At 65.1% G+C, this 26,712-nt stretch carries 25 protein-coding genes; 19 read left to right on the top strand and 6 right to left on the bottom strand.

Features of this window, described 5'->3' with window-relative positions:
• The first annotated feature begins 6 nt into the window (after positions 1-6).
• The 12 genes from KCG88_RS04900 (at position 7) to KCG88_RS04845 (ending at position 13,559) form a co-directional block, all read left to right on the top strand.
• Positions 7-1,599, top strand: coding sequence for a lipopolysaccharide biosynthesis protein (locus KCG88_RS04900; RefSeq protein WP_210711874.1), 1,593 nt, complete (start codon positions 7-9; stop codon positions 1,597-1,599).
• 11 nt (positions 1,600-1,610) lie between these two features.
• On the top strand, positions 1,611-2,711 hold the full coding sequence (locus tag KCG88_RS04895; RefSeq protein WP_047336906.1) for a glycosyltransferase family 4 protein: 1,101 nt from the start codon (positions 1,611-1,613) through the stop codon (positions 2,709-2,711).
• Positions 2,708-4,078, top strand: coding sequence for an O-antigen ligase family protein (locus KCG88_RS04890; protein ID WP_210711873.1), 1,371 nt, complete (start codon positions 2,708-2,710; stop codon positions 4,076-4,078). The genes KCG88_RS04895 and KCG88_RS04890 overlap by 4 nt, the downstream gene beginning before the upstream one ends.
• Before the next feature lie 143 nt (positions 4,079-4,221).
• Complete coding sequence (locus tag KCG88_RS04885; protein ID WP_047286638.1) at positions 4,222-5,187, top strand: glycosyltransferase family A protein; 966 nt, start codon at positions 4,222-4,224, stop codon at positions 5,185-5,187.
• Positions 5,180-6,316 carry a glycosyltransferase gene (locus tag KCG88_RS04880; protein WP_047286639.1) on the top strand — a complete coding sequence of 379 codons (1,137 nt, stop codon included), beginning with the start codon at positions 5,180-5,182 and terminating at the stop codon, positions 6,314-6,316. Before KCG88_RS04885 ends, KCG88_RS04880 begins: the two co-directional genes overlap by 8 nt.
• A gap of 1 nt (position 6,317) precedes the next feature.
• On the top strand, positions 6,318-7,316 hold the full coding sequence (locus tag KCG88_RS04875; RefSeq protein ID WP_210711872.1) for a polysaccharide deacetylase family protein: 999 nt from the start codon (positions 6,318-6,320) through the stop codon (positions 7,314-7,316).
• Positions 7,313-8,623, top strand: coding sequence for an oligosaccharide flippase family protein (locus KCG88_RS04870; RefSeq protein WP_210711871.1), 1,311 nt, complete (start codon positions 7,313-7,315; stop codon positions 8,621-8,623). The genes KCG88_RS04875 and KCG88_RS04870 overlap by 4 nt, the downstream gene beginning before the upstream one ends.
• The gene (locus tag KCG88_RS04865; RefSeq protein ID WP_210711870.1) at positions 8,620-10,548 is read left to right on the top strand and encodes a hypothetical protein; all 1,929 of its coding nucleotides are present in this window, start codon (positions 8,620-8,622) and stop codon (positions 10,546-10,548) included. The genes KCG88_RS04870 and KCG88_RS04865 overlap by 4 nt, the downstream gene beginning before the upstream one ends.
• The gene (locus tag KCG88_RS04860) at positions 10,545-11,249 is read left to right on the top strand and encodes an N-acetyltransferase (protein WP_210711869.1); all 705 of its coding nucleotides are present in this window, start codon (positions 10,545-10,547) and stop codon (positions 11,247-11,249) included. The genes KCG88_RS04865 and KCG88_RS04860 overlap by 4 nt, the downstream gene beginning before the upstream one ends.
• The gene (locus tag KCG88_RS31090; protein WP_047286651.1) at positions 11,246-12,370 is read left to right on the top strand and encodes a GNAT family N-acetyltransferase; all 1,125 of its coding nucleotides are present in this window, start codon (positions 11,246-11,248) and stop codon (positions 12,368-12,370) included. The genes KCG88_RS04860 and KCG88_RS31090 overlap by 4 nt, the downstream gene beginning before the upstream one ends.
• Positions 12,367-13,146 carry a ChbG/HpnK family deacetylase gene (locus KCG88_RS04850; RefSeq protein WP_041118275.1) on the top strand — a complete coding sequence of 260 codons (780 nt, stop codon included), beginning with the start codon at positions 12,367-12,369 and terminating at the stop codon, positions 13,144-13,146. Before KCG88_RS31090 ends, KCG88_RS04850 begins: the two co-directional genes overlap by 4 nt.
• 155 nt (positions 13,147-13,301) lie before the next feature.
• Complete coding sequence (locus KCG88_RS04845) at positions 13,302-13,559, top strand: DUF2790 domain-containing protein (protein ID WP_210711868.1); 258 nt, start codon at positions 13,302-13,304, stop codon at positions 13,557-13,559.
• 124 nt (positions 13,560-13,683) lie between these two features.
• Here KCG88_RS04845 and KCG88_RS04840 read toward each other — a convergent pair whose 3' ends face one another.
• Complete coding sequence (locus tag KCG88_RS04840; RefSeq protein ID WP_011061382.1) at positions 13,684-13,947, bottom strand: DUF1652 domain-containing protein; 264 nt, start codon at positions 13,945-13,947, stop codon at positions 13,684-13,686.
• 517 nt (positions 13,948-14,464) lie between these two features.
• Between KCG88_RS04840 and eco the strand changes: the two genes are divergently transcribed.
• Positions 14,465-14,941 carry a serine protease inhibitor ecotin gene (eco, locus tag KCG88_RS04835; RefSeq protein ID WP_210711867.1) on the top strand — a complete coding sequence of 159 codons (477 nt, stop codon included), beginning with the start codon at positions 14,465-14,467 and terminating at the stop codon, positions 14,939-14,941.
• 27 nt (positions 14,942-14,968) lie between these two features.
• Positions 14,969-15,274: an NIPSNAP family protein gene (locus KCG88_RS04830; protein ID WP_047286659.1), complete on the top strand. Its 306-nt coding sequence runs from the start codon at positions 14,969-14,971 to the stop codon at positions 15,272-15,274.
• A 294-nt stretch (positions 15,275-15,568) separates the two neighbouring features.
• On the opposite strand, the gene ilvA is transcribed toward KCG88_RS04830, so the two are convergent.
• Positions 15,569-16,606 (bottom strand): threonine ammonia-lyase, biosynthetic, encoded by a 1,038-nt coding sequence (gene ilvA, locus KCG88_RS04825; RefSeq protein WP_080965438.1) that lies wholly within the window; start codon positions 16,604-16,606, stop codon positions 15,569-15,571.
• A 294-nt stretch (positions 16,607-16,900) separates the two neighbouring features.
• On the opposite strand from ilvA, the gene KCG88_RS04820 reads away from it, so the two are divergent.
• A complete protein-coding gene (locus KCG88_RS04820; RefSeq protein WP_011061386.1) occupies positions 16,901-17,101 on the top strand; it encodes a ParD-like family protein in 201 nt (66 codons plus the stop codon).
• The gene (gene map, locus KCG88_RS04815; protein ID WP_011061387.1) at positions 17,098-17,862 is read left to right on the top strand and encodes a type I methionyl aminopeptidase; all 765 of its coding nucleotides are present in this window, start codon (positions 17,098-17,100) and stop codon (positions 17,860-17,862) included. The genes KCG88_RS04820 and map overlap by 4 nt, the downstream gene beginning before the upstream one ends.
• 6 nt (positions 17,863-17,868) lie before the next feature.
• Here the strand turns inward: map and KCG88_RS04810 are convergent, their stop codons facing one another.
• The gene (locus tag KCG88_RS04810) at positions 17,869-19,455 is read right to left on the bottom strand and encodes a RimK family protein (RefSeq protein WP_047286661.1); all 1,587 of its coding nucleotides are present in this window, start codon (positions 19,453-19,455) and stop codon (positions 17,869-17,871) included.
• A gap of 93 nt (positions 19,456-19,548) precedes the next feature.
• Between KCG88_RS04810 and KCG88_RS04805 the strand changes: the two genes are divergently transcribed.
• Positions 19,549-20,655 (top strand): GNAT family N-acetyltransferase/peptidase C39 family protein, encoded by a 1,107-nt coding sequence (locus tag KCG88_RS04805; RefSeq protein ID WP_210711866.1) that lies wholly within the window; start codon positions 19,549-19,551, stop codon positions 20,653-20,655.
• 185 nt (positions 20,656-20,840) lie between these two features.
• On the opposite strand, the gene KCG88_RS04800 is transcribed toward KCG88_RS04805, so the two are convergent.
• From KCG88_RS04800 to lpxO, 3 genes are all read right to left on the bottom strand, one after another.
• A complete protein-coding gene (locus KCG88_RS04800; protein ID WP_047286666.1) occupies positions 20,841-21,992 on the bottom strand; it encodes a PQQ-dependent sugar dehydrogenase in 1,152 nt (383 codons plus the stop codon).
• 77 nt (positions 21,993-22,069) lie between these two features.
• Positions 22,070-22,438 (bottom strand): hypothetical protein, encoded by a 369-nt coding sequence (locus KCG88_RS04795; RefSeq protein ID WP_210711865.1) that lies wholly within the window; start codon positions 22,436-22,438, stop codon positions 22,070-22,072.
• Positions 22,439-22,660: 222 nt separating this feature from the next.
• Positions 22,661-23,560: a lipid A hydroxylase LpxO gene (lpxO, locus tag KCG88_RS04790; RefSeq protein ID WP_047286670.1), complete on the bottom strand. Its 900-nt coding sequence runs from the start codon at positions 23,558-23,560 to the stop codon at positions 22,661-22,663.
• A 359-nt stretch (positions 23,561-23,919) separates the two neighbouring features.
• Between lpxO and KCG88_RS04785 the strand changes: the two genes are divergently transcribed.
• Positions 23,920-24,654: an alpha/beta hydrolase gene (locus tag KCG88_RS04785; RefSeq protein WP_210711864.1), complete on the top strand. Its 735-nt coding sequence runs from the start codon at positions 23,920-23,922 to the stop codon at positions 24,652-24,654.
• Between the two features lie 249 nt (positions 24,655-24,903).
• Positions 24,904-26,490, top strand: a complete 1,587-nt coding sequence (locus KCG88_RS04780; RefSeq protein ID WP_016965368.1) for an ABC-F family ATPase — start codon at positions 24,904-24,906, stop codon at positions 26,488-26,490.
• Positions 26,491-26,712: the final 222 nt, after the last annotated feature.

Genomic DNA, 26,712 nt, shown 5'->3' with positions numbered 1-26,712 from the left:
CTCTTGATGACCAAGATCGAAAACTACCTGCACGAGTTCCTGCTCGTGTTCTTTGTCAATCGGCGCCTGATCAAACGGGTGTTCCTGGGTTTCGCGGTGATCGCCCTGCTGCTGCCCCTGGTGCTCAAGCAGAGCTTCGAGATCACTGCCGAAGTCATCGTGCAGTCCAAGAAACTCTCGCAGACCGACGCCAACACCGTGCTCGCCCCGGACTCCGACAAGTTCATCCCGCCGTCGCTGGCGGACATGGAGACCGAGAGCAATATCCTGCGTTCACCCACGCTGATCCGCGACACCATCGACCAGTTGCGCCGCGAAGGCCAGTTTGGCGGCAACGAGGGCCTGTTGACCCGGCTGATCATCAAGCCGATCCGCAATGGCCTGATCGACCCCCTGCGCAACCATGTGATCAACCCGCTGCGCGATTTCTTCGGCCTGGCCGTGGACCCGGTGCGCGACACCAGCCTGGATGCCTTCACCGACCAGGCGGTCAAGGACCTGAAGATCGGCACCCTGCCCGGCTCCAACGTGATCTCCATCGTCTACGCCAGCCCCAACGCCGCCGAAGGCACGCGCTTTGTCGAGCGCCTGCTGGCCAACTACCTGAAGAACCGCCAGGACCTGCAATCCAACGAACTGCCCGAAGCCTTCTACGAACAGAAGAAGGCCCAGTACCAGTCGCGCCTGGATGACCTGGAAGGCAAGCGCCAGGCCCTGCTGGAAGCGGCCCATGCCTCCGACCCCAAGGAAGAGATCACCTTCCGCCTGAACGCCATCAACACCGAAGAGCAATCGCTCAACGGCTACCGCGACCAGGCCCTGGAGAACCAGCGCCGCCTGGATTATCTGCAGAAGAACCTGGCTGCCGCGCGCAAGGCCGGCCTCACCGACTACACCTTCCCCTTCGCCTTCGCCAACACCGTGGACAACGTTGCCTACGAAGACCGCGAGATCAAGCAACTGGGCGAACAGCTGACCAACCTGGTGAGCCAGTACGGCACCACCGCCGACACCTACCGCGCCGACAGCGTGCCCATGCAGCAGCAGCGAGAGCAGATCGTGCGGGCCCGGGCGCAGTTCCTCAAGGTGGTGGAAAACCGTGTGCGCGAGCGCAGCAGCGACTTGCAGATCACCCAGTCGGTAATCGCCCAGAAGACCGCGCGGATCAACGACTACAAGGCGCGGGTGCGCGACCTGCAAGAGGTCCTGAGCAAACTGCGCCAGCTGGACACTGAAATCGATGCCTTGCACAAAGCCTTCTTCACCTACACCCAGCGCTACGAAGAGAGCCGTGGCGAGCGCCTGATCAGTGGCGAGCTGTCCAATGCGCGGGTCCTGAGCCAGCCTTACGAACCCAGCGAAGCGGCGTTCCCCAAGCCGATGCTGATCATTCCCCTGGGCCTGCTCACCGGCCTGCTGCTGGCCATTGCCCTGGGCTATGTCTACGAGTTCTTCGACCATCGCTTCAAGCACCCGGCCCAGGTCAGTGATCACCTCGGCCTGCCGGTGCTGCTGGTGCTCAATGCGGTCGAGCAGCCCCAGGTCAACCCGTACCCGCGCTGGACCTGGCGCTGGGCCTGGCATTGGGCCAAACAGTGAGCGACCTGAGCATGGCCGCGCAGCCTATCGTGCACCTGATCCACAGCGGCGGTTTCTACGGTGCCGAGCGCATGTTGCTGGATCATTGCCTGGGCACGCCGGGGCAGCATCGGGTGGTATTCATCAATGCCCCCGACGCGCTGCTGCAGCGTTTCGCCGAGGCCGGCGTGGCGAGCCACAACTGCCATTGCCTGCAGGAACTGCTGGCGCACCTGCGCCAACAACCGGGGCTGCTCAACGCCCACAACTTCAAGGCCCAGGTGTTTGCCTGGGTCTGTGCGCGGCGCCTGCGCCTGCCCCTGGTCATGACCCAGCACGGCTTTACTCCGCGCAGCCTGAAACAGAAGTTCTATACCTGGCTCAGCCTGCGCCTGTGTCGCAGCCGCCGGGTGCGCCGGGTGGCCTGCGTGGCCCAGAGCATTGCCCTGTTGCACCTGGAGGCGGGGGTCGATGAAAGCAAGCTGCGGGTGATCCCCAACGGCCTGCCGGAACCGGCCCTGGAGCTGCCGGCGAGCCTGGACGGGCCGCCGCTGCGCGAGCCCGAAGTACACCGCAACGAGATGGAACCCTTGGTGGGCTTCGTCGGGCGCCTGAGCGCGGAAAAAGGCCCGGACCTGTTCCTCGATGCGCTGATCGGCCTGTGCCAGCAGCGCCCTGCGCTCAAGGCCGTGCTGCTGGGCGACGGTGAGCAGAACCAGGCCTTGCGCCAGCGCATCAACGAAGCCGGTCTGACTACGCGCATCCTGCTGCCGGGCTATCAGAACGACATGCAGCCCTGGCTCAAGCGCTTGAATGTGCTGGTACTGAGTTCACGCACCGAAGGCACGCCGATGATCCTGCTCGAAGCCATGCAGGCCGGCACCCCGGTGGTGGCCTTTGCCGTGGGCGGGATTCCCGATGTGCTGCAGCACCGGCACAACGGCCTGCTGGCCAAGCCCCTGGACAGCGCCGGGCTGGGCCGTTGCATCGGCCAGTTGCTGGACGACCCGGTACTGGCCGGGGAGCTGGCCAAGGCCGCCCAGGTCACCCAGCGCAAGCACTATCACCTGCCCACCCTGGCTCGCCGCTGGGATGAGCTGTACCGCGTTGCCAGAGAGAGCTCCCGAGTATGATCGCCGCTCCGTTCCTGGGTTTGCTGCTGGGCCTGGCCGCGCTGTTGCTGCTGGCCAGCCCCTGGCCATTTCTTGCGCCGCTGGTGGTGGTCGGGCTGTTCGGCCTGGCGCTGCTGTACCGGCGCCCGGGCTGGGGCCTGCTGGGGATCTGCGCCCTGGTGCCCTTCGAAGGCCTGTTCAAGGACAGCGCGTTCTCCGGGGCCAAGCTGCTGGGCGCCTCGCTGATCCTGATCATGCTGTTCAAGCTGTTGCTGCGGCAGATCCCCGACACTCGCCTGCGCAGCAACCTGTGGCGGGCCCTGGGCCCCTTCCTGCTGTGCCTGCTGCTGAGCATGCTGTACAGCGAGAACCTGCTGGTGTCCCTGGACAGCCTGCGGGAGCTGGCAGTGGGCCTGGTGCTGTTCTTCGTCACCCTGCTGATTGCCCGGGAAGTCAACCTGCTGATGCTCTGCCGCCTGCTGGCGGTGAGCGTGGCCATCACCTGCGTGATCGCCCTGGTATCGGCCAAGTACCAGGTGGGCGGCCGGGCCATCGGCCTGTTGCAGGACGCCAACTACTTCGCCCTGCTGATCGCCATGGCGGTGCCGCCGGCGATCTTCCTCGCCCTGCGTTCGCCCCATTGGCCGGTGCGGCTGTTCTGGGTCGGCATAAGCCTGACCCTGATGGCCGGGATGACCAAGACCGACTCGCGCTCGGGCCTGCTGGTGGTGCTGTTCACCATTGCCATCGGCGTCTGGCACTACCGCGACCGGCTCAAGGGCGTGCGGCCCAAGCACCTGGGATTTGCCATGTTCGCCGTGGCCATCGTCATTCCCCTGGGCATTGCCGTGCTGCCGGCGGAATACGTGGCGCGGATCCAGTCCCTGAGCCTGCTCAAGTCCGGCGCGCACTCGGCGGACACCTCCCTGGGCCGGCGCACCTCCTACCTGGTGGTGGGCGGCCAGATGATCCGCCAGAACCCGTTGCTGGGCTCGGGCCTGGGGACCTTCCCGATCCACTACGCACAGACCGGCTTTGCCAGCAGCTTCTCGGAAAACATGAACGAGCCGGACCTGTTCCGCCGGGCCCACAACACCTACCTGGAGCTGTTCAGTGAACTGGGCATTCCCGGCGGCCTGAGCTTCGTAGCGCTGATGCTGATGGGCCTGCGCAACTTCGAACGGGCGCGCCAGGGCTTTCTTGCCCGGGGCCAGCGCGAACAGGCCGACATCGCCACCCACCTGGGCCTGAGCCTGTTGGCCATGGCGGTGTTCCTGCTGTTTCTCAGCGCGCCGAACCACAAGTACCTGTGGATCTTCCTGGCCCTGTCCAGTGTCCTGCGCCGGCAGGCCGAAGACGCTCCCGTGCCGCGCCCGGCCCCGGCCTGACAACACCGCGTTTAGCCGCTGCCGCAGGCTGCGACGAGGCCCGAAGGGCCTTCCGGCCCCAGGAGCAGCGCCGACAGAACAGCAACACCGCGCCCTCACCCGGCGCCCACGACAACAACGCAATCTGGCCAAGGGAGGCAAAGATGCAAAGGATCAGCGTGATCGTGCCCATGTACAACGAGGCGCGTCACATCACCCGCACCCTGGACAGCGTGCTGCGCGCCGCCCGGGCGGCGAACCTGGACTGCGAACTGATAGTGGTGGACAACGGCTCCACCGATCAGGGGCCGCAACGGGCTCGGGAGCTGGGCGCGCGGGTGCTGCTATGCCCGGGCATCGGCATCGGCGCCCTGCGCAACCGCGGTGCGGCGGTGGCCACCGGCGATAGCCTGGCGTTCCTCGACGCCGACATCGAAGTGCCCGGCAATTGGCTGCAGCTCTGGCAGCAGGCCCAGGCCGAGCAGCGTGCCGAGGTCTTCGCCCTGGACTGCGCGGCGCCCGCCAGTGCCCCCTGGTTCGCCCGGGCCTGGCAGCGCCGCAGCCTGGCCGGCGACCCGCAACCCCGGCTACTGCGGTGGATGCCCACCCCCAACCTGTGCCTGCAGCGAGCCTGGTTCGAGCGGGTCGACGGCTTCAACGAGCAGTTGCGCACCGGCGAGGACAAGGATTTCGGCCTGCGCCTGCACGCTGCCGGCGCCCGCCAGTTGAGCCTGCCCCAGCCCCAGGTGCTGCATTGGGGCTACGAGGCCAGCTGGGCCGAATGGGCCGGCAAGGAACGCTGGCGCCAGGGCAGCCACGTGCAATTGCTCAAGGGCGGCGGCCTCAGCCTGCGCCTGTTGCGTTTTCCCCTGTTGTGCCTGGCCTGCGCCCTGCTCAGCCTCGTGGCGCTGCTGTGCCTGATCGCGGGCGTGCCCGGCGCCGCGGGCCTGTGCCTGCTGCTGGGGGCGCTGGCGCCCCTGGCCCTGGCCGTGCGCCAGGGCCTGCGCCAACGCGACCCGCTGTTCGTCCTGCAACTCTGGCTGCTGCACTGGGTGCGCCTGCACCTGGGCGCCCTGGCCCTGGTGCAGGCCCTGTTCAACCGTTCTGCCGAGAGACCTGACCGTGGCTAAAACACTTTTCTGGCTGTGCCTGCTACTGCCTTTCTATGCCTGGGTCGGCTACCCCCTGCTGCTGGCCCTGCTCAGCCTGTTCGTCAGGCCACGGCCGGTGCAGGAAGGCGCGCCGCTGTCGGTCAGCGTGATCATCGCCGCGCACAACGAAGGCCCGCACATCGAGCACAAGCTGCGCACCCTGTTGCAGCAGGACTACCCGGCCACCGACCTGCAGGTCATCCTCGCCAGCGACGGTTCCAGCGACGACACCGTGGCCACGGCCCTGGGCGTGCGCGACTCACGGGTCGTGGTCCTGGACCTGCCTCGGGTGGGCAAGGCCGGGGCGCTGAACGCCGCGGTGGAACTGGCGCGCAACGATATCCTGGTGTTCACCGACGCCGACAACCAGTGGTCCCACGACACCCTGGGCAAGCTGCTGGCGCCCTTGTCCGACCCGCAGGTGGGGGCCTGCGGCGGGCACATGATCATCCCCGACCCCGGGCACAACCTGAGCCTGGGAGACAGCCTGTACCGGCACTACGAGGCCTGGTTGCGCCAGGCGGAAAACCGCACCGGCTGCATGGTCTCCGCCGACGGCGCGCTGCTGGCCCTGCGCCGCGAGCTGTTCCAGCGGATTCCGGCCGAGGTCAACGATGACTTCTTCATCAGCACCTGCGCCCCGGTGGCCGGCAAGCGGATCGTCTATGTCGAGGAGGCCCAGGTGCTGGACCAGGGCGTGGACGAAGCCGGCAAGCAGTACCGGCGGCGCCTGCGGGTCACCGTCGGCGGCCTGCAGAGCCTGGCCCAGCGCCGCGAGCTGATGAACCCACTGCGCCACGGCGCCTACGCCATCGCCCTGATCAGCCACAAGCTGATCCGCCGCCTGGCCCCGGTGCTGTTGCTGCCACTGCTGGTCAGCAGCCTGCTGCTATGGAATGCCGGCGCCTTCTACAGCCTGGCCCTGCTGGCCCAGGTGCTGGGTTATGGCGCCGGGATCATGGGCCTGCTGGACCGCCGCGGGCGCCTGCCCAAGGTGTTTCGCCTGGCCGGTTTCGTGCTGGTGACAATGGCCGGCATGAGCATGGGCCTCTGGCAATTTCTCCGCGGGCAGCGCTATGCCCTGTGGAACCCACAACAGAACCGCTGACATGAACCTCAAACACAACCTCAAGCGCCTGCTGGGCAGCGCCTACTTGCACAGCGTCGGCCGCGCCCGCCTCAGCGAAGCCGGGGTGGTGCTGATGCTGCACCGAGTGCTGGCCGACGAGCATGCCGCCCGCCGGCCACACCGGGCGCCACTGTGCGTCGGCCAGCGCCAGTTCGAACACCTGCTGCGCTGGCTGCGGCGGCATTTCGACTGCGTGCCGCTCAATCACCTGTTGCAATACCCTGGCGGTGACCGGCCGCGCCTGGCCCTGACCTTCGATGACGGCTGGCGCGACAACGCCGAGGTGGCCTACCCGCTGCTGGAGCGCTACGAGGTGCCGGCGAGCATCTTCCTCTCCACCGACTTCATCGGCAGCGCCCAGGGCTTCTGGTGGGAGTGCATCGGCGAAACCCTCTGGCTGCGGCCCACCAGCGCCGCGGCCCGGCCGCTGCTGGAACAGTTGCAGGCGCTGCAACTGGCACCTGCGGCCGAGCTGCTGCAGCCGGGTGACAGCGACGCCCGCAGCCGGCTCCTGGGGCGCTACCTGCAACGCTTGAAGACCCTGCCCGGGCCCACCCTCCAGGCCCTGGCCGACAGTTGCCCCAACGAACACGGCCCCCACAGCCTGGACTGGTCCCAGGTGCGGCGCCTGGAGCGTTCGGCGCTGGTGCGCTTTGGGCCCCACGGCGCCAGCCATGCCATTCTCACCGGCCTTGACGAGGCCGCGCTGAAAGCGGATCTGCAACGCTCCCATCAGGCGTTGCAGAACCATTGCCAGGCGCCGCTGGGGGTCTATTGCTACCCCAATGGCGACCACAATGCCCAGGTGCGCGCCGCCGTCGCCGGGCTGGGTTATCGCTACGCCCTGGGCACCCGCCCCGGGCTGATCGAAGTCAGTGGCAACCCGCTCCTGGCCTTGCCACGCATCGACGTCAGCCATGCCAGCGCCGCCCGCCCCGGCTTGCTGGCCTGGCGCCTGCTGCAGGGAGCCCGGGCTTGAAGCGCGGCGGCTACCTCTGGCACCTGGCCCTGAGCATGGGCACGCGGCTGGCGATGATCGGCCTGCGGCTGCTGCGCAACGTGCTACTGGCCCGCTTGCTGGGCCCGGCGGACCGCGGCCTGTTCGCCCTGCTCAGCACCCTGCCTGACCTGATTGCCGCCCTGACCAGCGGCGGGCTGAACACCGCAGTCGGCTATGAAGCCGCGCGCCAGCGGCCCATGGGCCTGCTACTGACCCAGGTGCTGGTGTACGGCTGCCTGCTGGCCAGCCTGCTGACCCTGGCCGGGCTGGCACTGATGAACACCCTGGGCAGCCAGTGGGAACTGAGCCTGCAACTGGGGGACCTGGCCTGGCTGTTGTTGCTGGCGGTGCCCATCACCGTGCTCAAGAGCGGCCTGCTGACCCTGCACAACGCCGATGGCCGGGTCGAAGCCTTCAATGCCCTGCGCCTGCTGGAATCCCTGGTGCCGCTGTTGCTGTTCGTTGGCCTGTGGTGGATCTGGCGCGACCAGCCGCTGTCGGCGGCCCTGGTCAGCTGGCTGGGGGGCACCTTGCTGGTGGTGGTGGTTGGCTGGTGCTGGCTACGGCGCTTCCACGACCTGGGCCTGCGCTGGCAGGCCGGGGAACAGGGCAAGCTGTTGCGCTACAGCGCCCAGAGCCACCCCGGGGTGCTGTCGCAACAATTGATGCTGCGTTCGGACTACCTGTTCATCGGTGCCCTGCTAGACCCCGCGGCCCTGGGCTGGTACGCCATGGCCAGCGCCGCCGCCGAGCTGCTGCTGATCATTCCCGAGGCAGTGACCACGCCACTGATGAAGCGCCTGCTGCAACAGGGTTCGGGCATCGAGCAACTCACCGCCCTGGCCCTGCGCCTGACCGCCACGGTGATGCTCGGTGCCTGCCTGTGCATGGCGCTGATCGGCCAGTGGCTGATTGTCACCCTGTTCGGCGCCGCCTACGCCCCGGCCTACAGTGCCCTGCTGGCCTTGCTGCCCGGGCTATTCGGCCTGTGCTACGCGAGCATTCTGCGCCTGGACCTCTTGGGCAAGCAGCGCCCCGGTACGCTGTCGCTGCTGCTGGCCGGTGGCGCCCTGCTGAACCTGGCGCTCAATGCGCTGCTGATCCCGTCGCTGGGCATCGTCGGCGCCGGCCTGGCCTCGTCCATCGCCTACCTCGCGGTGAGCCTGGCCATGCTCGGTCTGTATTGCCACCTCAGCGGTGTGGCCTGGTACCGCACCCTGATCCTGTTACCTGCAGACATCGTCTACGTGCGCCAGTTATTGCGCCCTAAGGAAAGGCTTCAATGAAACCCTGTTCCCTGCTCGCCCTGATGCTGATCTCGGCGGCCACTGCCTTGAACGCCGCGCCCCTGCAATGGGGCGATATCCGCGACGGCAGCCTGTACCTGCAAGCCGAGGCCGGCGACACCCTGCACCTGCGCTGGAGCCCGGCCTGGCAGAGCGACGCCAACCAGGAGCAGCTATACCTGCTGCGCCCGGACGGCCAGTTGCTGCAACAGCTGGAGATCCGCGCCGACCAACCCTACGGCCAGCGGGAAGTCCAACTGCCCGCGGCCCAGGGCGACTACCGACTGCAGGTGCCGGGCTACAGCTTTCGCAACTTCAAGATCAGCCACGACAGCGCCACCCTGGCCCAGTTCGAACCGGCCAAGGTGCATTTCAGCGCCGACGTGCCCAGTGGCGTGGAGCTGTATTTTCGCGTGGCCGCCGGAGAGCAGGCGGTACTTTCGGGCAAGTATTACGGTGGGGTCAGCGTGCTCCAGGCCACGCGCCTGAGTGACCACCAGTTGCTGCGCCTGAAGCTGGTGGAGCACCCGCAGTACGGTCAGTTCGACCAGATCCAACTGCCGGTGGCCCAGCAGGACGAGGTCTGGCGCCTGTCCCTGGGCGGCTCGGGCAAGGTGGCGTTCTGGCTCGACGGCACCGCCAACCTGTTCGCCCAGGACCTGCGCCAGTTGCACCCGCTGCAATGGACACCGGGCCGGGTCGAGCTGAGCCTCAAGCCGCAGATGCGCGGCCCCAGCCCGCACCTGGGGATCGCCCTGCCCTATGCCCAGCCGCCGCAGTCGACTTTTGAATTGCTGCGGGCCCTGGGGCCGCGGGCGGCCAACTTCTACAGCTTCGTCGATGTGATCCAGCAGGAACCCCTGCGCGAGCTGGGCTTTCGCCGGCTGTACCGCGAAACGTTCAAGATCGACCGCGACATTACCCTGCTGGCGGGCACCGGGCGCCGCGCGGTGCTGGCAGCCGACAGCCAGAGCTTCGCCGGCCTCGACGCCTGGCTGGCGGACAGCGTGCGCCTGGGCAACCAGGGCCTGCACTACCTGGCGTTTGCCGACGAACCCAACCTCAACTACCCCAGCTACGCCGTGTTCGCCAGCTACTTCGAGCGCATGCTGGAGCGCGCCAAGGCCAACCCCGAGGCCCGGGCCGCAGGCGTGCGCATTGCCATGCCGGTCAGTTCGCGGCTGTTGGACGGGCCGTTCCGCATCGGTGCCGGGCAGCGCCGCGGCATCGACTGGGCGCGCCAGTTGCTGCAGGCCCACGGCGCCGATATCGACGCCCTGGCCTGGCACGAGTGGATGGTCCGCGACCTGCTGGCCACCCGCCGCTACCGCGACAGCGTGCGCGCCGCCGCCGACCTGGTGGGCCTGGATGACCTGGGCCGGCCGCGCAAGGCGCTGTTGCTGAGCCAGACCAATATCTCCAGCGGCCCGGACCTGAGCCCCTATCAGCAGGACACTCACTACGCCGCCCTGTGGTGGATGTCGGTGGTGGCCAATGCCTCCCAGGACGGCCTGCTGGACATGCTCAACTGGTTCCAGGCCGCTGATGAGCCCGAGTACCCCAAGGGCATGCTGGCCCAGCACGACGCCCAGCGCTTCAGCCTGAAGCCGGTGGCCGTGGCCCAGCAATTCATCCAGCGGCACTGGCTGGGGCAGGTCCAGGCGCTGGACAACCCGGGCTTCGAGGTGGATGCCCTGGCACTGCGCGATGGCCCCCGCCACAGCCTGCTGGGCGTAACCAAGACCCCACGCGCACAAACCATCGACCTGGATGGCGCCGAGCAGATCTGCCAGGCCGGCCCGAGCCTGGAACTGCTCGGCGCCGACGGGCGCAGCCGCTCCGCCGCCGTGCAGTGCAGCAATGGCCGGGCCCAGTTGCAGGTGCCCGGTGAAACCCTGTTTGCCTTGACCTGGAAAACCCTATGAGTCGCTTGACCGGCCTGTTGGCCAGAATCCGCCGCAAGGGCCTGCGTGGCAGCCTGCGGGTGCTGCGTGAACGCTTCTTCTATTACCACTGGGAACTGCTGACCCTGGAACGCTCCCTGGCCTTACCGGTGCCCTGCCCCATCAACCCCGGCCGCTGGCCCCAGGTGCCCATCACCCGCGAGCTGCTGCCGGCCTTCGACAAGTACTTCAAGGCGCAACTGCCGGCCATTCGCGGCCTGCTGGACAAAGGCAGCCGCGGCAGCGCGCACCTGGATGAAGACGGCAACGTGATGATGATGGTGTGGATCAGCGAGCGCGATTACTACGACGACCAGTTGTACCGCTGCTGGATGCGCATCCCCCCGGGCTGCCTGTATCAGTTCGCCGGAGAGTGCGCGGTACCGTATCGCGGCTCGGGGGTGGTGATCCTGGCGCAGAAGCTGCTTTGGGACGAATACCGCGAGCGCGGCTTCAAGGCCACCCGGGCCCTGGTCAACGTGCGCAACGAGCCGGCGCTGAAGATGCACATGCGCCTGGGGTTCCAGGAAGTGGGCGAATCCCTGCATGTCTACTGCCTGTTGCGCTGCCTGCACTTCCACCGCCGCCGGCCCTACCACCAGACACGCCTGCACCACCTGCGCCGCGGGCGCCTGGCACAGCAGCCCAGCGGTTCCGGCCCTATCGACAAGGAACGTTCGTGAGCCTGCGTTGGCAATGGTGCGCCAGCCTCTGCACCCAGGACTTTCCCGTGGCGGCCTATGAGCAACTGCGCCAGCAAGTACCGCAGGCCACGCCGTTCAATCGCTTGAGCTGGCTGCAGGGGGCGGAACGGGCCCTGGATCAGCGGCGCTTGCAGATCCTCCTGGGTTGGCACGGCCAGCGCCTGGTGCTCTGCCTGCCGCTGACCCTGGGCCGCGAAACCCGAGCCGGCCTGCGCCTGCAAGTGGTACGCCACCTGGGGCATCCGCTGAGCGATCGCCTGGCGCTGCTGGTCGCGGACCCGGCCCAAGGCGCCATGCCCGAGGTGCTGGAGCAGATCCGCCGGCAACTGCCCCATGACCTGCTGCAACTTCATGAACTGGTGGATGCCGAGGGCCTGCTGGCCCCCTGGCGCCGGGCCAGCTGGTACAGCGAACAGGGCCTGAGCTGCCGGGCGCCGGAACACCTGATTGTCGACAGCGACCGCGAGGAAGCCACCGGCACCTTGCGCTACGAGCTGCGCCGGGCGAAGAAACGCTGCGCGGAAATCGACGCTCGGGTGATCCGCATGGCGCCCCAGGCCGACGGCATGGACGGGGTGCTGGAAATGCTCCGCGAGGTGGAACAGGCCAGCTGGAAAGGCGCCGACGGGCTGGGCATCTTCTCCGGGGAGCTGCGCTGGCAATGGATGGCCAGCGCCCTGCGCGGCCTGGCCGCCGAAGGTTGTGTGCGGGTGGTGATGCTCGAACACCAGGGCCGTTGCATCAGCTATCGCCTCGGCCTGCTGGAGCGCGGCCGCCTGTACGACTACAACATCGCCTTCCTGGCGCAATACAAGAACCTGGGCAGCGGCCGGCTGCTGCTGGATGAGTGGATCCGCTGGGGGCTGGACGAAGGCTGGCACTGGGTCGACGCCTCGCGGGTGAGCCTCAGCCGCTCCAGCCATCAGTTGCATGAACGCATGAGCGGCCTGGTGGAACACCAGCGCTGGAGCTTCTATTCCTGGCGCCCACGAGCGCTGCTGGCCGGTACCGCCGAACGCATCTGGCAGTGGCTTAAGCCGCGCCTGAAAGCCTGGCGCGAACGGCGCCAGGCCAACACCGTACAAGGATCCCGCCCATGAATCGCCCCCTGACTGCCGCCCGGGCCCATCGGGTCATCGTCAATGCCGACGACTTCGGTCTCGACCTGGACTACAACCAACTGACCCTGCGCGCCTTCAAGCGCGGGGTGATCAGCTCGGCGACCCTCATGGCCAACATGCCGGCGTTCAACGACGCCTGTGAACTGACCCAGCAGCACGGTTTGCTGGGGCGCATCGGCCTGCATTTCAACCTCACCTACGGCGCGCCACTGAGCCCGGCGATGCGCCACCAGCCGTTGTTCTGTGACCCTCAGGGGCAGTTCGACCTGAACCTGCGGCGCTCGGCCCTGCGCCTGCCGGCGGCGGCGGCCGAGGCGGTGCGCGAGGAGTTGCAGGCCCAGTGGCAGCGCTGTGTCGATCAGGGCGTGCGGCCCAGCCATATCGACTCCCACCAGCACGTGCACAACCTGTGGCCGGTGGCAGCCATCGTCGCTCGCTTCGCCGCGCAGCAAGGGGTGCCGGTGCGCCTGGCGCGCAATGTGGGGGGCAACATCGGGCCCCTCAAGCGGTTGTTCAAGAGCGCGCTCAACCTGCGTATCCGCTGGTTGTGCGGGGCCGGGGCCCAGAGCGTGTGCACCCCCAGGGACCTGCTGGAAGGTTTTCGCCCGCCCGGCGTGATTGAAGTGGTGGCCCACCCGACCCAGCTGGCCGAGGGTGATTTCGGTGACGATTACCTGCCGGCCCAGCAGTCTCTGGAGCAACTGCTGCAACAGGCATTGCCCGGGTATCAACGCATTGCCTACAGCGAGCTGTAAAAAACATTAGCTCCCTATGCAATTTAATCGGCAATTAATCCGCCAGGCTAAAAGTGTCACTGACCGCGCAAGCTCGGAACAATCTGAAGCGCTGCGCGGCAAGTTCTAACGCCTGATTGGCGCGGAACTGACGTAGCCTGCATCGGAGAATTGCCATGAACCTGCGTATCGGTTTGACTGCCACCGCCCTGCTGTTGAGTGCCCTCAGCGGCCTGGCCCAGGCAGACAGCACCACCGCCGTGCCCTACCACTATGGAATGCCACTGCATGTGAGCAAAGTGATCTCCATGACCGAACCTGCGACCCAGGAGTGCAAAGTGATCACCGCCGACATGAAGTTCATCGACAACCAGGGCAAGCCCGAGGAAATCACCTACAGAAAAATGTCGGATGCGTGCACCACCGATAATTGAGGCTGTGCAACACGCTCACACGGGGCCCCGCTGCGGCCCCTCATCACGCCCGGTGCCGATCGGCAAGCCGGGTTTCGCGGCGGCCTGGCGGCCCCCCTGTTGAATTCCCTACTCCCGAAGGCGCCTAGAATGCACGCCGCAGAGGGGCCACCTGGCGAGGGTTGTGCGCCAGGTCGTAGCGCAATTCGGCAATCAGCTCGTTGATTTCCCGGCAGCCGTTGAGCTGCGAGGCATCGATGCCAGTAACCACCAGGTCGACCCGGTCGGTTTGATGGTCGCCGAAGACCTTCACGGTCATCGACAGGTCGGGGCTTAGGGTGCATTGACAGCGCTTGGGCAGAAAGCTGCTTTCAATGATATTTCGCAGTTCAAGGGCAGATAGAAACATGGCGACTCTCTCCTTTATTCGAGACGGCCAATCAATAGGCAAACAACCTGACAACAGTGACGTCCGTGTTCGGTAATGATCCGGGCCCGGTCCTGATCCTTGCAGACGGAGCCAAGCTACAGACTATGCCGCTTTCCCGGGGCTGCTAAATTCGATTTCGCTCTGAGCACCGGGGTTTTACGCTTGATTGGCTGGCAGCCCATACCGGTTGCCGGCCTATCCCTCCATTTGCGTGTAACGGGTATTGTTTCAAGGTTTTGCTCAATCGCGGGCCTGACGGATAAGGCAGCAGGAAACGTGCCTGGCCGGCAGCGCCACGGGGCCCCGCGAAACGGCGACGCGGCGCACGGGCAGCCGTGCAAAGTGCAAGAAAGCAGACCGTTGGCCTTGCAAAATGCCCTGCCACCCAGGGCGTTTGCATTGCGACTCGGGCGCCGGTCAGAATGCCCGGGCCGGACTTTCCCCAAGGCGCCCACTCAAACGGGTGTATCGCGCCTTCAATCAGCCAGGAGGCTTCATGCGTCTGCTCCCCCTTGCCAGCGTCACCCTGATTTCGGTTCTTTGCGCCCAAGCCTTTGCCGCCAAGCTCGAAGACACCGCGCCCTACCCCAAGGCCGAAGAAGGCTTCACCCGCCAGGTCATCCACCTGCCCAAGCAACAGCACGAAGACCGCTACAAGGTCGAGATCCTCGCCGGCAAGACCCTCACCGTGGACTGCAACCTGCAGCGCCTGGGCGGCAAGCTGCTAGAAAAGAACCTCGAAGGCTGGGGTTATCCCTACTACCGCCTGGAGCAGGTCAGCGGCCCGATAAGCACCCGCATGGCCTGCCCCGACGGCAAGACCCGCGAGGATTTCGTCCCGGTGATCGGTGACGGCTTCGTCTTGCGCTACAACAGCAAGCTGCCGATCGTGATCTACGCGCCCAAGGACGTGGAAGTGCGCTACCGCCTGTGGAGCGCTGCGGACAAGATCGAAAACGCCCGCCAGGAATAAGCCATCCCCCCAGCCGGAGTACCGCCCTTGATTACCTGCCATGTCAAATACGTGATCGACCCCTACCAACTGGCCGAGTTCGAAGCCTACTCCAAGGCCTGGATCGCGGTGGTGAGGCGGCTGGGCGGCACCCACCACGGCTATTTCCTGCCCTGCGAAGGTGCCAGCAACATCGCCTACTGCCTCTTCAGCTTTCCTTCCCTGGCGGACTACGAAGCCTACCGCCAGAGCGCCCTCAGTGACCCGGAAAGCGTGGCCCTGGTGGCGTCGGTGGTGCAAAAGCGCTTCATCCTCAGCTACGAACGCAGCTTCATGCGCCCGCTGCTGTCGTAGGAACCGGCTTGCCGGCGAAGAGGCCCGAAAGATTTGCATCGCCGCGCAGGGCGCCTTCGCTGGCAAGCCAGCTCCTACAGCTGGCAGGTACACCGCGCAGGCCCCCCGTAGGAGCCGGCTTGCCGGCGAAGAGGCCGAAAGGTTTGCATCGCCGCGCAGGGCGCCTTCGCCGGCAAGCCAGCTCCTACAGTAGGCAGGTACACCGTGCACGCCCCCGTAGGAGCCGGCTTGCCGGCGAAGAGGCCCGAAAGGTTTGCATCGCTGTGCAGGACGCCTTCGTTGGCAGGTCTGTTCCTACAAGGCGGCGTTGCTCAGGGCGGCGCGTTCGGCGACGTGGCGCAGGCTGTCAAAGTTGATGTTGGCCCCCGAGTCGATCGCCACCAGGGTCTGGCCGCGGACGCCGCTTTGCGCCACGTATTGCTTGATGCCCGCCACCGCCAGGGCGCCCGAGGGCTCGGTGATGGAGCGGGTATCGTCGTAGATGTCCTTGATCGCCGCACACAGTTGGTCGTTGCTGACGCTGATCACTTGGTCCACGTGATGCCGGCAGATCTGGAAACCATGCTCACCGATCTGCGCCACCGCAACGCCGTCGGCAAAGGTTCCCACTTCAGGCAGCACCACCCGCTGCCCTGCCGCCAGGGCCTGTTGCAGACAGTTGGAATGTTCGGACTCGACACCAACGATGCGGATCTGCGGCCGCAGGTATTTGACATAGGCGGCGATCCCGGCGATCAGCCCGCCACCGCCGACCGGAACGAAGATCGCGTCCAGTTCGCCCTGCTGCTGGCGCAGGATCTCCATGGCCACGGTGCCTTGCCCGGCAATCACATGGGGATCATCAAAGGGTGAAACAAAGGTGCTGCCGGTGCGTTGGGCCAGGTCCAGGGCGTGCTCCAGGGCGAAGGGAAAGCTCTGGCCGTGCAGGATCGCCTCGGCGCCGCGGCTGCGCACCCCCAGCACCTTGAGTTCCGGGGTGCTGGCGGGCATCACGATGCTTGCCTTGATCCCCAGTTCCCGCGCCGCCAGCGCCACGCCCTGGGCATGATTGCCGGCGGATGCGGTGACCACCCCGCGCAGCTTCTGCTCCGGGGTGAGGTGCGCCAGGCGGTTGTAGGCGCCACGGATCTTGAAGGAAAAGGTCGGTTGCAGGTCTTCGCGCTTGAGCAGGATCTGATTGCCCAGCCGCTCGGACAGCGCCGGCGCCGCCTGCAACGGTGTACGGATCGCCAGATCGTAGACCGGCGCCGCAAGAATCATCTTCACATAGCGTTCCAGCAACGCCATGTCGGCACTGGGCTGGAGGGTGGCGCTGCGGCTGGGGCGACTCATGATGGATCTCCTGGCTGTGTACGAAGCCCGGGAGACAGAGAGAAAAAACCCGCCTCCAGGGCGGGTTGGGTGCAGTCGTCAGCAAGCCCGCCAATAAGGAATGGCGGTAATAATGCTTGGCTGGGAACGATATGCAGGGAAAGTCATGGGCTGGAAATTACCCGCGCCGGCAGGGTCCGGTCAACGCTTTTCTCCCGGCCCCCTTGAACGGCGACGTCTGCCATTGAGCCCCGTGGCTTGAAGCAAAATATACGAAACATATATGATTCATATATTTCCTCAAGGGAGGGCCCCATGGGCATCGTCAAGATCTCCGATGAACTGCACGAGCAGATCCGCGTGGCCAGCGCCGCCATGGACCGCTCGATCAACGCCCAGGCCGAGTTCTGGATGAAGATCGGCCTGCTGGCCGAACTCAACCCTCACCTGGCCTACAACGACCTGATCAACAAGCTGCTGTTGAACAAACCCGACCTGCTCAGAGGCCGCGCATGACCCAGGCCCTGATCAAGACCCCGGAACAACTGGCGCTGATGCGCGAAGCCGGCCGGCTGCTGGCCCAGGTGTTCACCTATCTCGACGGTTTTGTCGCCCCCGGCCTGTCCACCCTGGAGCTGGACGCCGCGGTGGAACACCTGATCCGCCATGAACTCAAGGCGCGCCCGGCCAGCAAGGGCCAGTACAACTACCCCTACTGCATCAACACCTCGATCAACGAGGTGGTGTGCCACGGCATGCCCCACCCCAAGGCCGTGCTCAAGGACGGTGACATCATCAACATCGACATCACCCTGGAGAAGAACGGCTACATCGCCGACTCCAGCAAGATGTACCTGATCGGCACTGTCGGGCCCAAGGCCCGGCGCCTGGTGGACACCACCTTCGAGGCCATGTGGGCGGCGATCAAGGTGGTGCGCCCCGGCGCCCGGCTGGGCGATATCGGCCATGCCATCCAGGCCCATGCCGAAGCCAAGGGCTACAGCGTGGTCCGTGAATACTGCGGCCATGGCATCGGCCGGCAGATGCACGAAGAGCCGCAAATTCTCCATTTCGGTCGTCCCGGTACCGGCCTGGAGTTGCGCGAGGGCATGGTCTTCACCATCGAGCCGATGCTCAACCAGGGCAGCGCGCGGGTTCGCGGGCTCAAGGATGGCTGGACCGTGGTCACCCGCGACAACGGCCTCTCGGCCCAGTGGGAACATACGGTAGCGGTGACCCGGGACGGCTTCGAGGTGCTGACCCTGCAACCGCAATGAAGGCCCCTACCAGGCCTGGCCGCGCCGCTTGAGCTCCAGGCGGCGGACAAACTCCTCCAGCACCAGGGCATAGAGATCGTCCTGCAGGTAGGCATCCTCGATGCCGGCGTCGAGGTTGGGGTTGTCGTTGACCTCGATCACCACCACTTTGTCGCCGGACTGCTTGAGATCGACGCCGTAGAGGCCGTCGCCGATCAGGTTGGCGGTCTTCACCGCCAGGTCCACCACCGCCCGGGGCGCTTCGTGGATCGCCAGGGTGCGGCACTCGCCGTTGATGTCCTGGCCCTTGGCCTTGTGGTTGTAGATCTGCCAATGGCCCTTGGACATGAAGTACTGGCAGGCAAAGATCGGCTTGCGGTTGAGCACGCCGATACGCCAGTCGTACTCGGTGTAGAAGAACTCCTGGGCCAGCAGCAGTACCGAGTGCTCGAACAGCTCGGCGGTGGCTTCCATCAAGGCCTGCTGGCTCTCGACCTTGATCACTCCGCGGGAAAAACAGCCGTCGGGGATCTTCAACACCAGGGGAAAACCCAGGCGCTCGCCGACCCGTTCGAAATCCTGCGGTCGCTCCTTGTAGAGGATCTCGGTGGCGGGCATGCCCAGTTGATGGCCCTTGAGCAGGTCGCTGAGGTAGACCTTGTTGGTGCAGCGCAGGATCGACGCCGGGTCGTCCATCACCACCAGCCCTTCGCTCTCGGCCTTCTTGGCAAAACGGTAGGTGTGGTTGTCGACGCTGGTGGTCTCGCGGATCAGCAGCGCGTCATATTCGGCCAGGCGCGAGTAGTCCTTCTTCTCGATCAGTTCCACATCGATGCCCAGGCCCTTGCCCACGCGAATGAAACTTTCCAGCGCCCGAGGGTTGGAAGGCGGCAGCAGCTCCTGGGGATCATGGAGAATGGCCAAGTCATAACGGGCCACTTGCCGGGAGCGCGGGACCCGCCAGACCTTGCGACTGAAACTGTCCAGGGAGTTGGCGAACTGATCTTCCTGATCTTCGCGCAACTTATGCAACGCCCCAGACTTGACACCTTCGATATGCCAACTGTTAGTTCGCTTGAAATCAACTAACAGGATCGGACAAGGGAAAAGTTCAAACAATTGCCGAGCCAATTCCTGCAAGGGCTCTATATGAGTCCGACCGAAGTAGAGGGTCAGGGTAAAGCCTTCGGTATCGCGGTAAAGATGATTGCTCAGGGCCTTTTCCAGGCTCTTGTCGAGATCGTCCAGGGCCAACCCGTAAAGCGCCTTGCGGGTCAGTTCGCTGATGGTGCGTACCGAGGGAATCACCCGGTGGCCACGGGCTTCAGCCAGTAGCGAGCAATAGTAGCCATGCCCCAGGTACTTGTAGCTGCGGCACAGGTTGATCACCTGGACGCGCTTGCCGGGCGCGTTTTCGCGGCTGTGTTCGAGGTACTCCTGGGCCGTGAGGATGTCGTCGCTGGGAAAGTACGAGGCCCAGTCTTCCTTGCGTTCGACAATAATGATTACCTGGCTTGAGGTTTTATCCAGCCGGGCAATATTAGTTGAAGAAGTGATTGTCGCCGGCAAACTTTGCCCGGATACTTCTCGCCAATGACCTTGTACCGCTGACATAAAGTTCGCTCTCGCTGAAGAACCTGACCCTTTCTATTAAGCACGAACTTTTTTTGAAGTCTCGTTTCATTACGCAACTTTTACGGCGGTCATATGGATCTTGTCTTTCGCACTGCAACCCTCGAGGACTTGCCGGCGCTGGTGGCGCTGGAAGAGCAATGTTTCACCAGCGACCGGCTGACCCCGCGCAGCTTCCAGTGGATGATCAGCCGCGCCCATGGGCAACTGCTGGTGGCCGAACAGCAGGCGCAGGTGCTGGGGTATGCCCTGGTGCTGTTTCATCGCGGCACCTCCCTGGCGCGCCTGTATTCCCTGGCCATCGCCGAAAGCGCCCGGGGCCTGGGCCTGGGCAAGCGCCTGCTGCAACGCATGGAGGACTGTGCCCTGGCCCATGACTGCGCCTACCTGCGCCTGGAGGTACGCATCGACAATCCTGCCGCCATCGCCTTGTACGAGCGCAACGGCTACCGGCGTTTCGCCCTGATCCACGACTATTACCAGGACCACGCCGACGCCCTGCGCCTGGAAAAACGCATCCTCCAGCACCGCGAGACCCGCAGCATCCGCGTGCCCTACTACCAACAGACCACCGACTTCACCTGCGGTCCCGCCTGCCTGCTGATGGCCATGGGCGCTCTGCAACCTTCACGGCCCCTGGAGCGTCGGGAGGAACTGCAGATCTGGCGTGAAGCCACCACCGTTTTCATGACCTCGGGCCATGGTGGCTGCAGCCCCCAGGGCCTGGCACTGGCGGCCTGGCGCCGCGGTTTTGCCGTGCGCTTGCAGGTCAACAGCGCCGGGCCGCTGTTTCTCAACGGCGTGCGCGACGAACATAAAAAGGACGTCATGCGCCTGGTCCACGATGAGTTCTGCAAGGAACTGGATGCCAGCGAAGTGCAGCAGGTGCTCGGCGGGCCGCTGGACCTGCCCGGCCTGTTGCGTGAAGGCGGCCAGCCCCTGGTGCTGATCAGCAGCTATCGCCTGACCCGCTCCAAGGCGCCGCACTGGGTGATAGTCACCGACTGCGACCAGGATTTCGTCTACCTCCACGACCCGGATGTCGATCATAGCCAGCACCGCCAGCCCATGGACTGCCAGCACCTGCCGGTGAGTCACGGCGAGTTCGCCAAGATGTGCAGTTTCGGCAGCAGCAAACTGCGCGCCGCGGTGATCCTCTTCCCCCCGCGCGCCCACATGTAGGAGCCGGCTTGCCGGCGAAAAGGCCCGCAAGCCTTGCGCGGCCCCTGCCAGCGCATTCGCTGGCAAGCCAGCTCCTACAGCGGCCAGATACGCCTCGCCGCCTCCCCCCGTAGGAGCCGGCTTGCCGGCGAAAAGGCCCGCAAGCCTTGTACGGCCTCTGCCAGCACCTGCAAGGGAGCCCAGGCCTATTGCAGGCCGACTTTGTACAGCGTGCCCTGGTCCTCGTCGGTGAGGATGTAGAGGTAGCCGTCCGGGCCCTGGCGCACATCACGAATACGCGCCTTGAGCCCGCCTAGCAGGCGTTCCTCGTGTTCGATCCGATCACCGTTGAACTGCAGCCGGATCAGCTCCTGGCTGGCCAGGGCGCCAATGAACACGTTGTGCTGCCAGGGCTTGAAGCGGTCGCTGTCATAGAAGGCCATGCCGCTGATGCCGGGGGACTTCTCCCAGACATGGTGCGGCGCCACGGTGCCAGGCGCTGCCTGGCCCACGGCCTCAGGGATCGGCTGGCCGGAATAGTTGATGCCGTGGGTCGCCAGAGGCCAGCCGTAGTTCTTGCCGCGCTCGATGATATTGATCTCGTCGCCCCCCTTGGGCCCGTGTTCGTTCTCCCAGAGGGTGCCGCTCCAGGGATTGAGCGCCGCCCCCTGGGGGTTGCGGTGGCCGTAGCTCCAGATCTCCGGGCGCACTCCGGCCTGGCCGACGAAAGGGTTGTCGTCCGGCACCCGGCCATCCGGGTACAGGCGCACGATCTTGCCCTGGAGCTTGTCCAGGTCCTGGGCGGTGGGCCGGTCGTTGTTTTCCCCCAGGGTCACGAACAGGTAGCCGTCGCGGTCGAATACCAGCCGCGAACCGAAGTGATTGCCCGTGGACAGCTTGGGTTCCTGCCGGAAGATCACCTGGAAATCCTTGAGCCCGCTCAGGTCATCGCTCAAACGGCCACGGCCCACGGCGGTGCCGGCGGTCCCGCCCTCGCCGCCACCTTCGGCATAGGACAGATACACCATGCGGTCCTGCTTGAAGTCCGGCGACAGCGCCACATCCAGCAAGCCGCCCTGCCCCTTGGCCCAGACCTTGGGTACCCCGCTCAGGGGCGCCGAAAGCTTGCCGTCCGCGCCGACCAACCGCAGGTTGCCTGGGCGCTCGGTCACCAGAATGCCCTGGCGGTCCGGCAGGAATGCCAGGGCCCAGGGATGGTCCAGGCCGGCAGCCACCGGAGTCAGGTTCAGCGTGCCCTGCTCACTGGGAAAAGCCTGGGGTGTGGCGGCCATGGCGGGCACGGCACTGCCCAGCAAGACGCTGGAGCACAAGGTGGCGATAAGGGTTTTACGCAACATGCTCGCTTCCTTTTGTCGATCGAGAAAATCCTCGGTGGCAGGTTTCGCACCTGCCGCCGGGGTGGCAGGACAGTGCTTCAGCGCCGGTTGCCGGGGTCGCTGTCGCGGGGGCTTTGCACCCGGGGATCGGGGTTGGGTCGCTGCACCCCGCCACGTGGGTAGCCATTGCCGATGCCGCCGTTCTCAAGGGTTGGCGGGCGTCCGGTCGGAGCGGTGCTGGGGCCGCGCACGGGCGGGCTGCTGGGCTGGGTGCCCTGCATGCTATTGGGGTTGGCGCGACGGATGGGGTTGCTGTAGGGGTCGTTGTTGCCGCTGTTGGGCAGGTTCTGCGCCAGTTGCAGGAGGGGTTGATGGAAAGGAGGGGCTTCAGGGGCGCCAGCCCAGGCGGCGGCGCTGGTCCAGACCAGCGCGATGAGTGCGGCAAACCCGCGAGCCAGACCGTTCATGACAAGCCTCCTGAGGAGCGACAAGGTATCGAATTCGATTCCACGCTACGCCCAGGGTTCGGCTTTGTTAACTAAATAATCCTTCAGAACATGTAACACCCGGTATCCACGGCGCCTTCATCTGCAAGCGCTGGCTGGCCTGCGAACGGGCCCTTTGGCCATGCCTCGGGCTCAAGGATGTGTTCGCAGGCCAGCCCGCTCCAACACCGCGTGGGTGCAACCTCAGATGTAGATGAACAGCAACAGCAGCGCCGCGAAGATCGCCCACTTTTCCAGGTAGTAGCGCGTGCGGTTGCGCTTTTTCAGTTCTTTGCCCCGCAGGCGGATCTTGTACAGCTTATTGAAGGCACGGTTCAGGCCACCGGTCTTGTCCCCGGCGTCATTGGGCGAGCCCGCGGCGGACATCACGGTGCGGCTGAACCAGCGGTTGAACGCCGCCGCCCAGCGATACTTCATCGGGCGCTCGACATCGCAGAACAGAATGATGCGGTTCTGCTCGGTGGTGTTTTCCGCGTAGTGAATGTAGGTCTCGTCGAACATCACCGCTTCGCCGTCGCGCCAGTGATAACGCTCACCGTCGACCTCGATAAAGCAGCCTTCATTGTTCGGTGTGGAAAGACCCAGGTGGTAGCGATAGGAACCGGCATAAGGGTCGCGGTGACGAACCAGGCGCGAACCTGGCGGCAGCTCGGCGAACATCGCAGCCTTGATCGAGCCGATGCTCTGCACCAGCTCGGTGGTACGTGGGCACAGCTTCATCGCCGAAGGGTGGCTGTCGCCGTACCACTTCAGGTAGAAGCGCTTCCAGCCGGTCTTGAAGAAGGAGTTGAAACCCACATCGTTGTACTGGTCCGAGCGCTTGATCTCCCCGGCCTGCAGCAGGCTCTGGCCCTCGGCACGGATCTCTTCCCAGTGTTCCTGCAGCTTGTTCATTTCCGGGAAGTCGGCCGGGTCCAGGTACGGCCGGTTGGGGTACTTGGAGAACAGATAGAGGAAGCAGTTGATGGGCGCCAGGAAGGTCGAGTGATCGCTGAGCTGGCGGCCCAGTTTATGGCGCACGCGCCCCCGCAGGTGTACGTACGCAATGGATAAAACGTATACAGCGGCAATGATGAGTTTCACGGAAATCGTCACACGTCAGAAGAGAACATGCTGCGCCTCTGAAAGCCCGGAAGGCCAAAGACAAATTGCAGCGTCTGAGTTGAAAAAAGCGTAACCGGCGACGTTTTTCGTCGCCGGTTCGACCCTCGGCATCTGGCCGTCGGCTGGCATTTTAGCCACAGTTTGTAACCAATGGTTAACTCATATTTGTTAAAAGCTGCGCTCCTTTCGTTGAAAGATGCGGGTATTGCGCTGGCTGTTGATTCAGCTCAACAAAAGCCGCTCGGTGCCGGTAGCGACCCGCAAGCGACTGTGTTGTCGGGCCTTGCCGATGTATCCTGCGCGCCGCTGCCCTATCCTCTTCAGCAAGGATTCCCGACTTGATCGACCCCACTGACCCGCCAACCCTGGTACTGCTGCCGGGCATGGATGGCACCGGCACCCTGTTCGAGCCGCTGCTCCTGGCCCTGGGCCAGCATTGGCCGGTACAGGTCTTGCATTATCCCGGCGATCAGCCCCTGGGCTATCCGGCCCTGGTGGAGCGGGTGATGGCGCAACTGCCGACGAACCGGCGATTCATCCTGTTGGGCGAGTCCTTTTCCGGCCCGGTGGCGGTGAGCGTGGCCGCCCGCAATCCCGAAGGGCTGATGGGCCTGGTGCTGTGCAGCAGCTTTTTACGCAATCCGCGCCCGCGCCTTGCGCCTTTGCAGCCCCTGCTCAAGGTTCTGCCGGTGCAGCGCCTGCCGTTCTGGCCCATGGATGCCCTGCTGCTGGGCGGCTTTTCCACCCCGGCGCTGCGTCAGGCACTGGCGGCGGCGATCGCCCAGGTGGCGCCGCAGGTACTGCAGGCCCGGTTGCAGGCGGTGATCGCCGTGGATGTGCGCCAAGCCCTGGCTGCCACCCGAGTACCGCTGCTGTACCTGCGGGCCCGCCAGGATCGCTTGGTGCCCCCATCGGCGTCGGCCCTGGTCCGGCAGCTGCGCAGCGACGCCCGGCTGGTGGAGATCGAGGCGCCCCACTGCCTGCTCCAGGCCGCGCCGGCTGCGGCAGCGGCGCAATTGCAGCACTTCCTGAACGACCTGCTGGAACCGGCTGCCATGCCCGGCAGGGGTTGAGCATCGGCCGCCCGCGCTAAAATCCCTGCCCCTGTGTCATACAACTGCTCGTTTACATATGCGACAATGCGCGCAAATTTCAACATGCACCCCGCACTCTTCGCTCAGCAACCTGGCCCCTCGGCCGGAATGTTGCGCTCGACGTACGCCCGCTGGCTCAGTTCCACACCCATACCGGTCCGACCTGGAAGGCTCCAGATCGCGCCCTGTGGATTTAAGGTCGGCGCTAAAACATTGGTAGGTAAGTAATTGATCTCCACAGCTAACATCACCATGCAGTTCGGCGCCAAGCCGCTGTTCGAGAACGTTTCGGTCAAGTTCAACGGCGGCAACCGCTACGGCCTGATCGGCGCCAACGGTTGCGGCAAGTCGACCTTCATGAAAATCCTCGGTGGCGACCTCGAGCCGTCCGGCGGCCAGGTCATGCTGGAACCGAACGTGCGCCTGGGCAAGCTGCGCCAGGACCAGTTCGCCTACGAAGAATTCACCGTGATCGACACCGTGATCATGGGCCACGAGGAGCTGTGGAAGGTCAAGGCCGAGCGCGATCGCATCTACTCGCTGCCGGAAATGACCGAAGAAGACGGCATGGCCGTGGCCGAGCTGGAAACCGAATTCGCCGAGATGGACGGCTACACCGCCGAGTCCCGCGCCGGTGAGCTGCTGCTGGGCCTGGGCATTCCCCTGGAACAGCATTTCGGCCCGATGACCGAAGTCGCGCCAGGCTGGAAACTGCGAGTTCTGCTGGCCCAGGCGCTGTTCTCCGACCCGGAAGTGCTGCTGCTGGACGAACCGACCAACCACCTGGACATCAACACCATCCGCTGGCTGGAAAACATCCTCACGGCGCGTAACAGCACCATGATCATCATTTCCCACGACCGGCACTTCCTCAATAGTGTCTGCACCCACATGGCCGACCTGGACTACGGCGAGCTGCGCCTGTTCCCGGGCAACTACGACGAGTACATGATCGCCGCGACCCAGTCCCGCGAGCAGCTGCTGTCGGACAACGCCAAGAAGAAAGCCCAGATCGCCGAGCTGCAGACCTTCGTCAGCCGCTTCTCGGCCAACGCCTCGAAAGCCAAGCAGGCCACCTCCCGGGCCAAGCAGATCGACAAGATCCAACTGGCCGAAGTCAAGCCGTCGAGCCGCGTCAGCCCGTTCATCCGCTTCGAACAGACCAAGAAGCTGCACCGCCAGGCGGTGACCCTGGAGCGCATGTCCAAGGGTTTCGACGGCAAGACCCTGTTCCAGAACTTCAGCTTCACCGTCGAAGCCGGCGAGCGCGTAGCGATCATCGGTCCCAACGGTATCGGCAAGACCACCCTGCTGCGCACCCTGGTGGGCGAGCTGACCCCGGACGCCGGTTCGGTGAAATGGACTGAAAGCGCGGAAATCGGCTACTACGCCCAGGACCACGCCCACGACTTCGAAGACGACGTCAGCCTGTTCGACTGGATGGGCCAGTGGACCCAGGGCGAGCAGATGATCCGTGGCACCCTGGGCCGCATGCTGTTCTCCAACGACGAGATCCTCAAGTCGGTGAAGGTGATTTCCGGTGGGGAGCAAGGCCGCATGCTGTTCGGCAAGCTGATCCTGCAAAAGCCCAACGTGCTGGTAATGGACGAACCGACCAACCACCTGGACATGGAATCCATCGAGGCGCTGAACCTGGCCCTGGAAAACTACCCGGGCACCCTGATCTTCGTCAGCCACGACCGTGAGTTCGTATCGTCCCTGGCCACCCGCATCATCGAGTTGAGCCCAAGCGGCGTGACCGACTTCAGCGGCACCTACGACGACTACCTGCGCAGCCAGGGCGTGATGTTCTAAAGACAGCGGCCAGCGGTAAGCGACAATAGAAAAGCCCCGTCCAGCGTGACGGGGCTTTTTCGTATGCCCCCTCCACTGGCAGGTGCCGGTTTGCCGACGAAAAGGCCCGTCAGCCTTGCATCTCACCGCGGGTGCAGGCCTTTGTAGGAGCCGGCTCGCCGCCGAAGAGGCCAGCAAGACTTGCGCCACTCCTGCCTGTGCCTAACGGGTGCGGGGAATAGA

It is taken from the genome of Pseudomonas sp. MWU349 (genome assembly GCF_017947325.1).
Classification (GTDB): domain Bacteria; phylum Pseudomonadota; class Gammaproteobacteria; order Pseudomonadales; family Pseudomonadaceae; genus Aquipseudomonas; species Aquipseudomonas protegens.
The sequence above is the reverse complement of the archived record's forward strand: the minus strand, read 5'-3'. Positions and strand labels throughout refer to the sequence as shown.

Coding starts and splice junctions, on each gene's coding strand:
- KCG88_RS04900 (WP_210711874.1), top strand. CDS start 7: ATGACCAAGATCGAAAACTACCTGCACGAGTTCCTGCTCGTGTTCTTT.
- KCG88_RS04890 (WP_210711873.1), top strand. CDS start 2,708: ATGATCGCCGCTCCGTTCCTGGGTTTGCTGCTGGGCCTGGCCGCGCTG.
- map (WP_011061387.1), top strand. CDS start 17,098: ATGACCCAGGCCCTGATCAAGACCCCGGAACAACTGGCGCTGATGCGC.
- KCG88_RS04865 (WP_210711870.1), top strand. CDS start 8,620: ATGAAACCCTGTTCCCTGCTCGCCCTGATGCTGATCTCGGCGGCCACT.
- KCG88_RS04820 (WP_011061386.1), top strand. CDS start 16,901: ATGGGCATCGTCAAGATCTCCGATGAACTGCACGAGCAGATCCGCGTG.
- KCG88_RS04875 (WP_210711872.1), top strand. CDS start 6,318: ATGAACCTCAAACACAACCTCAAGCGCCTGCTGGGCAGCGCCTACTTG.
- KCG88_RS04895 (WP_047336906.1), top strand. CDS start 1,611: ATGGCCGCGCAGCCTATCGTGCACCTGATCCACAGCGGCGGTTTCTAC.
- KCG88_RS04810 (WP_047286661.1), bottom strand. CDS start 19,455: ATGTCAGCGGTACAAGGTCATTGGCGAGAAGTATCCGGGCAAAGTTTG.
- KCG88_RS04840 (WP_011061382.1), bottom strand. CDS start 13,947: ATGTTTCTATCTGCCCTTGAACTGCGAAATATCATTGAAAGCAGCTTT.
- eco (WP_210711867.1), top strand. CDS start 14,465: ATGCGTCTGCTCCCCCTTGCCAGCGTCACCCTGATTTCGGTTCTTTGC.
- KCG88_RS04860 (WP_210711869.1), top strand. CDS start 10,545: ATGAGTCGCTTGACCGGCCTGTTGGCCAGAATCCGCCGCAAGGGCCTG.
- ilvA (WP_080965438.1), bottom strand. CDS start 16,606: ATGAGTCGCCCCAGCCGCAGCGCCACCCTCCAGCCCAGTGCCGACATG.
- KCG88_RS04800 (WP_047286666.1), bottom strand. CDS start 21,992: ATGTTGCGTAAAACCCTTATCGCCACCTTGTGCTCCAGCGTCTTGCTG.
- KCG88_RS04795 (WP_210711865.1), bottom strand. CDS start 22,438: ATGAACGGTCTGGCTCGCGGGTTTGCCGCACTCATCGCGCTGGTCTGG.
- KCG88_RS04885 (WP_047286638.1), top strand. CDS start 4,222: ATGCAAAGGATCAGCGTGATCGTGCCCATGTACAACGAGGCGCGTCAC.
- KCG88_RS04805 (WP_210711866.1), top strand. CDS start 19,549: ATGGATCTTGTCTTTCGCACTGCAACCCTCGAGGACTTGCCGGCGCTG.
- KCG88_RS04845 (WP_210711868.1), top strand. CDS start 13,302: ATGAACCTGCGTATCGGTTTGACTGCCACCGCCCTGCTGTTGAGTGCC.
- KCG88_RS04850 (WP_041118275.1), top strand. CDS start 12,367: ATGAATCGCCCCCTGACTGCCGCCCGGGCCCATCGGGTCATCGTCAAT.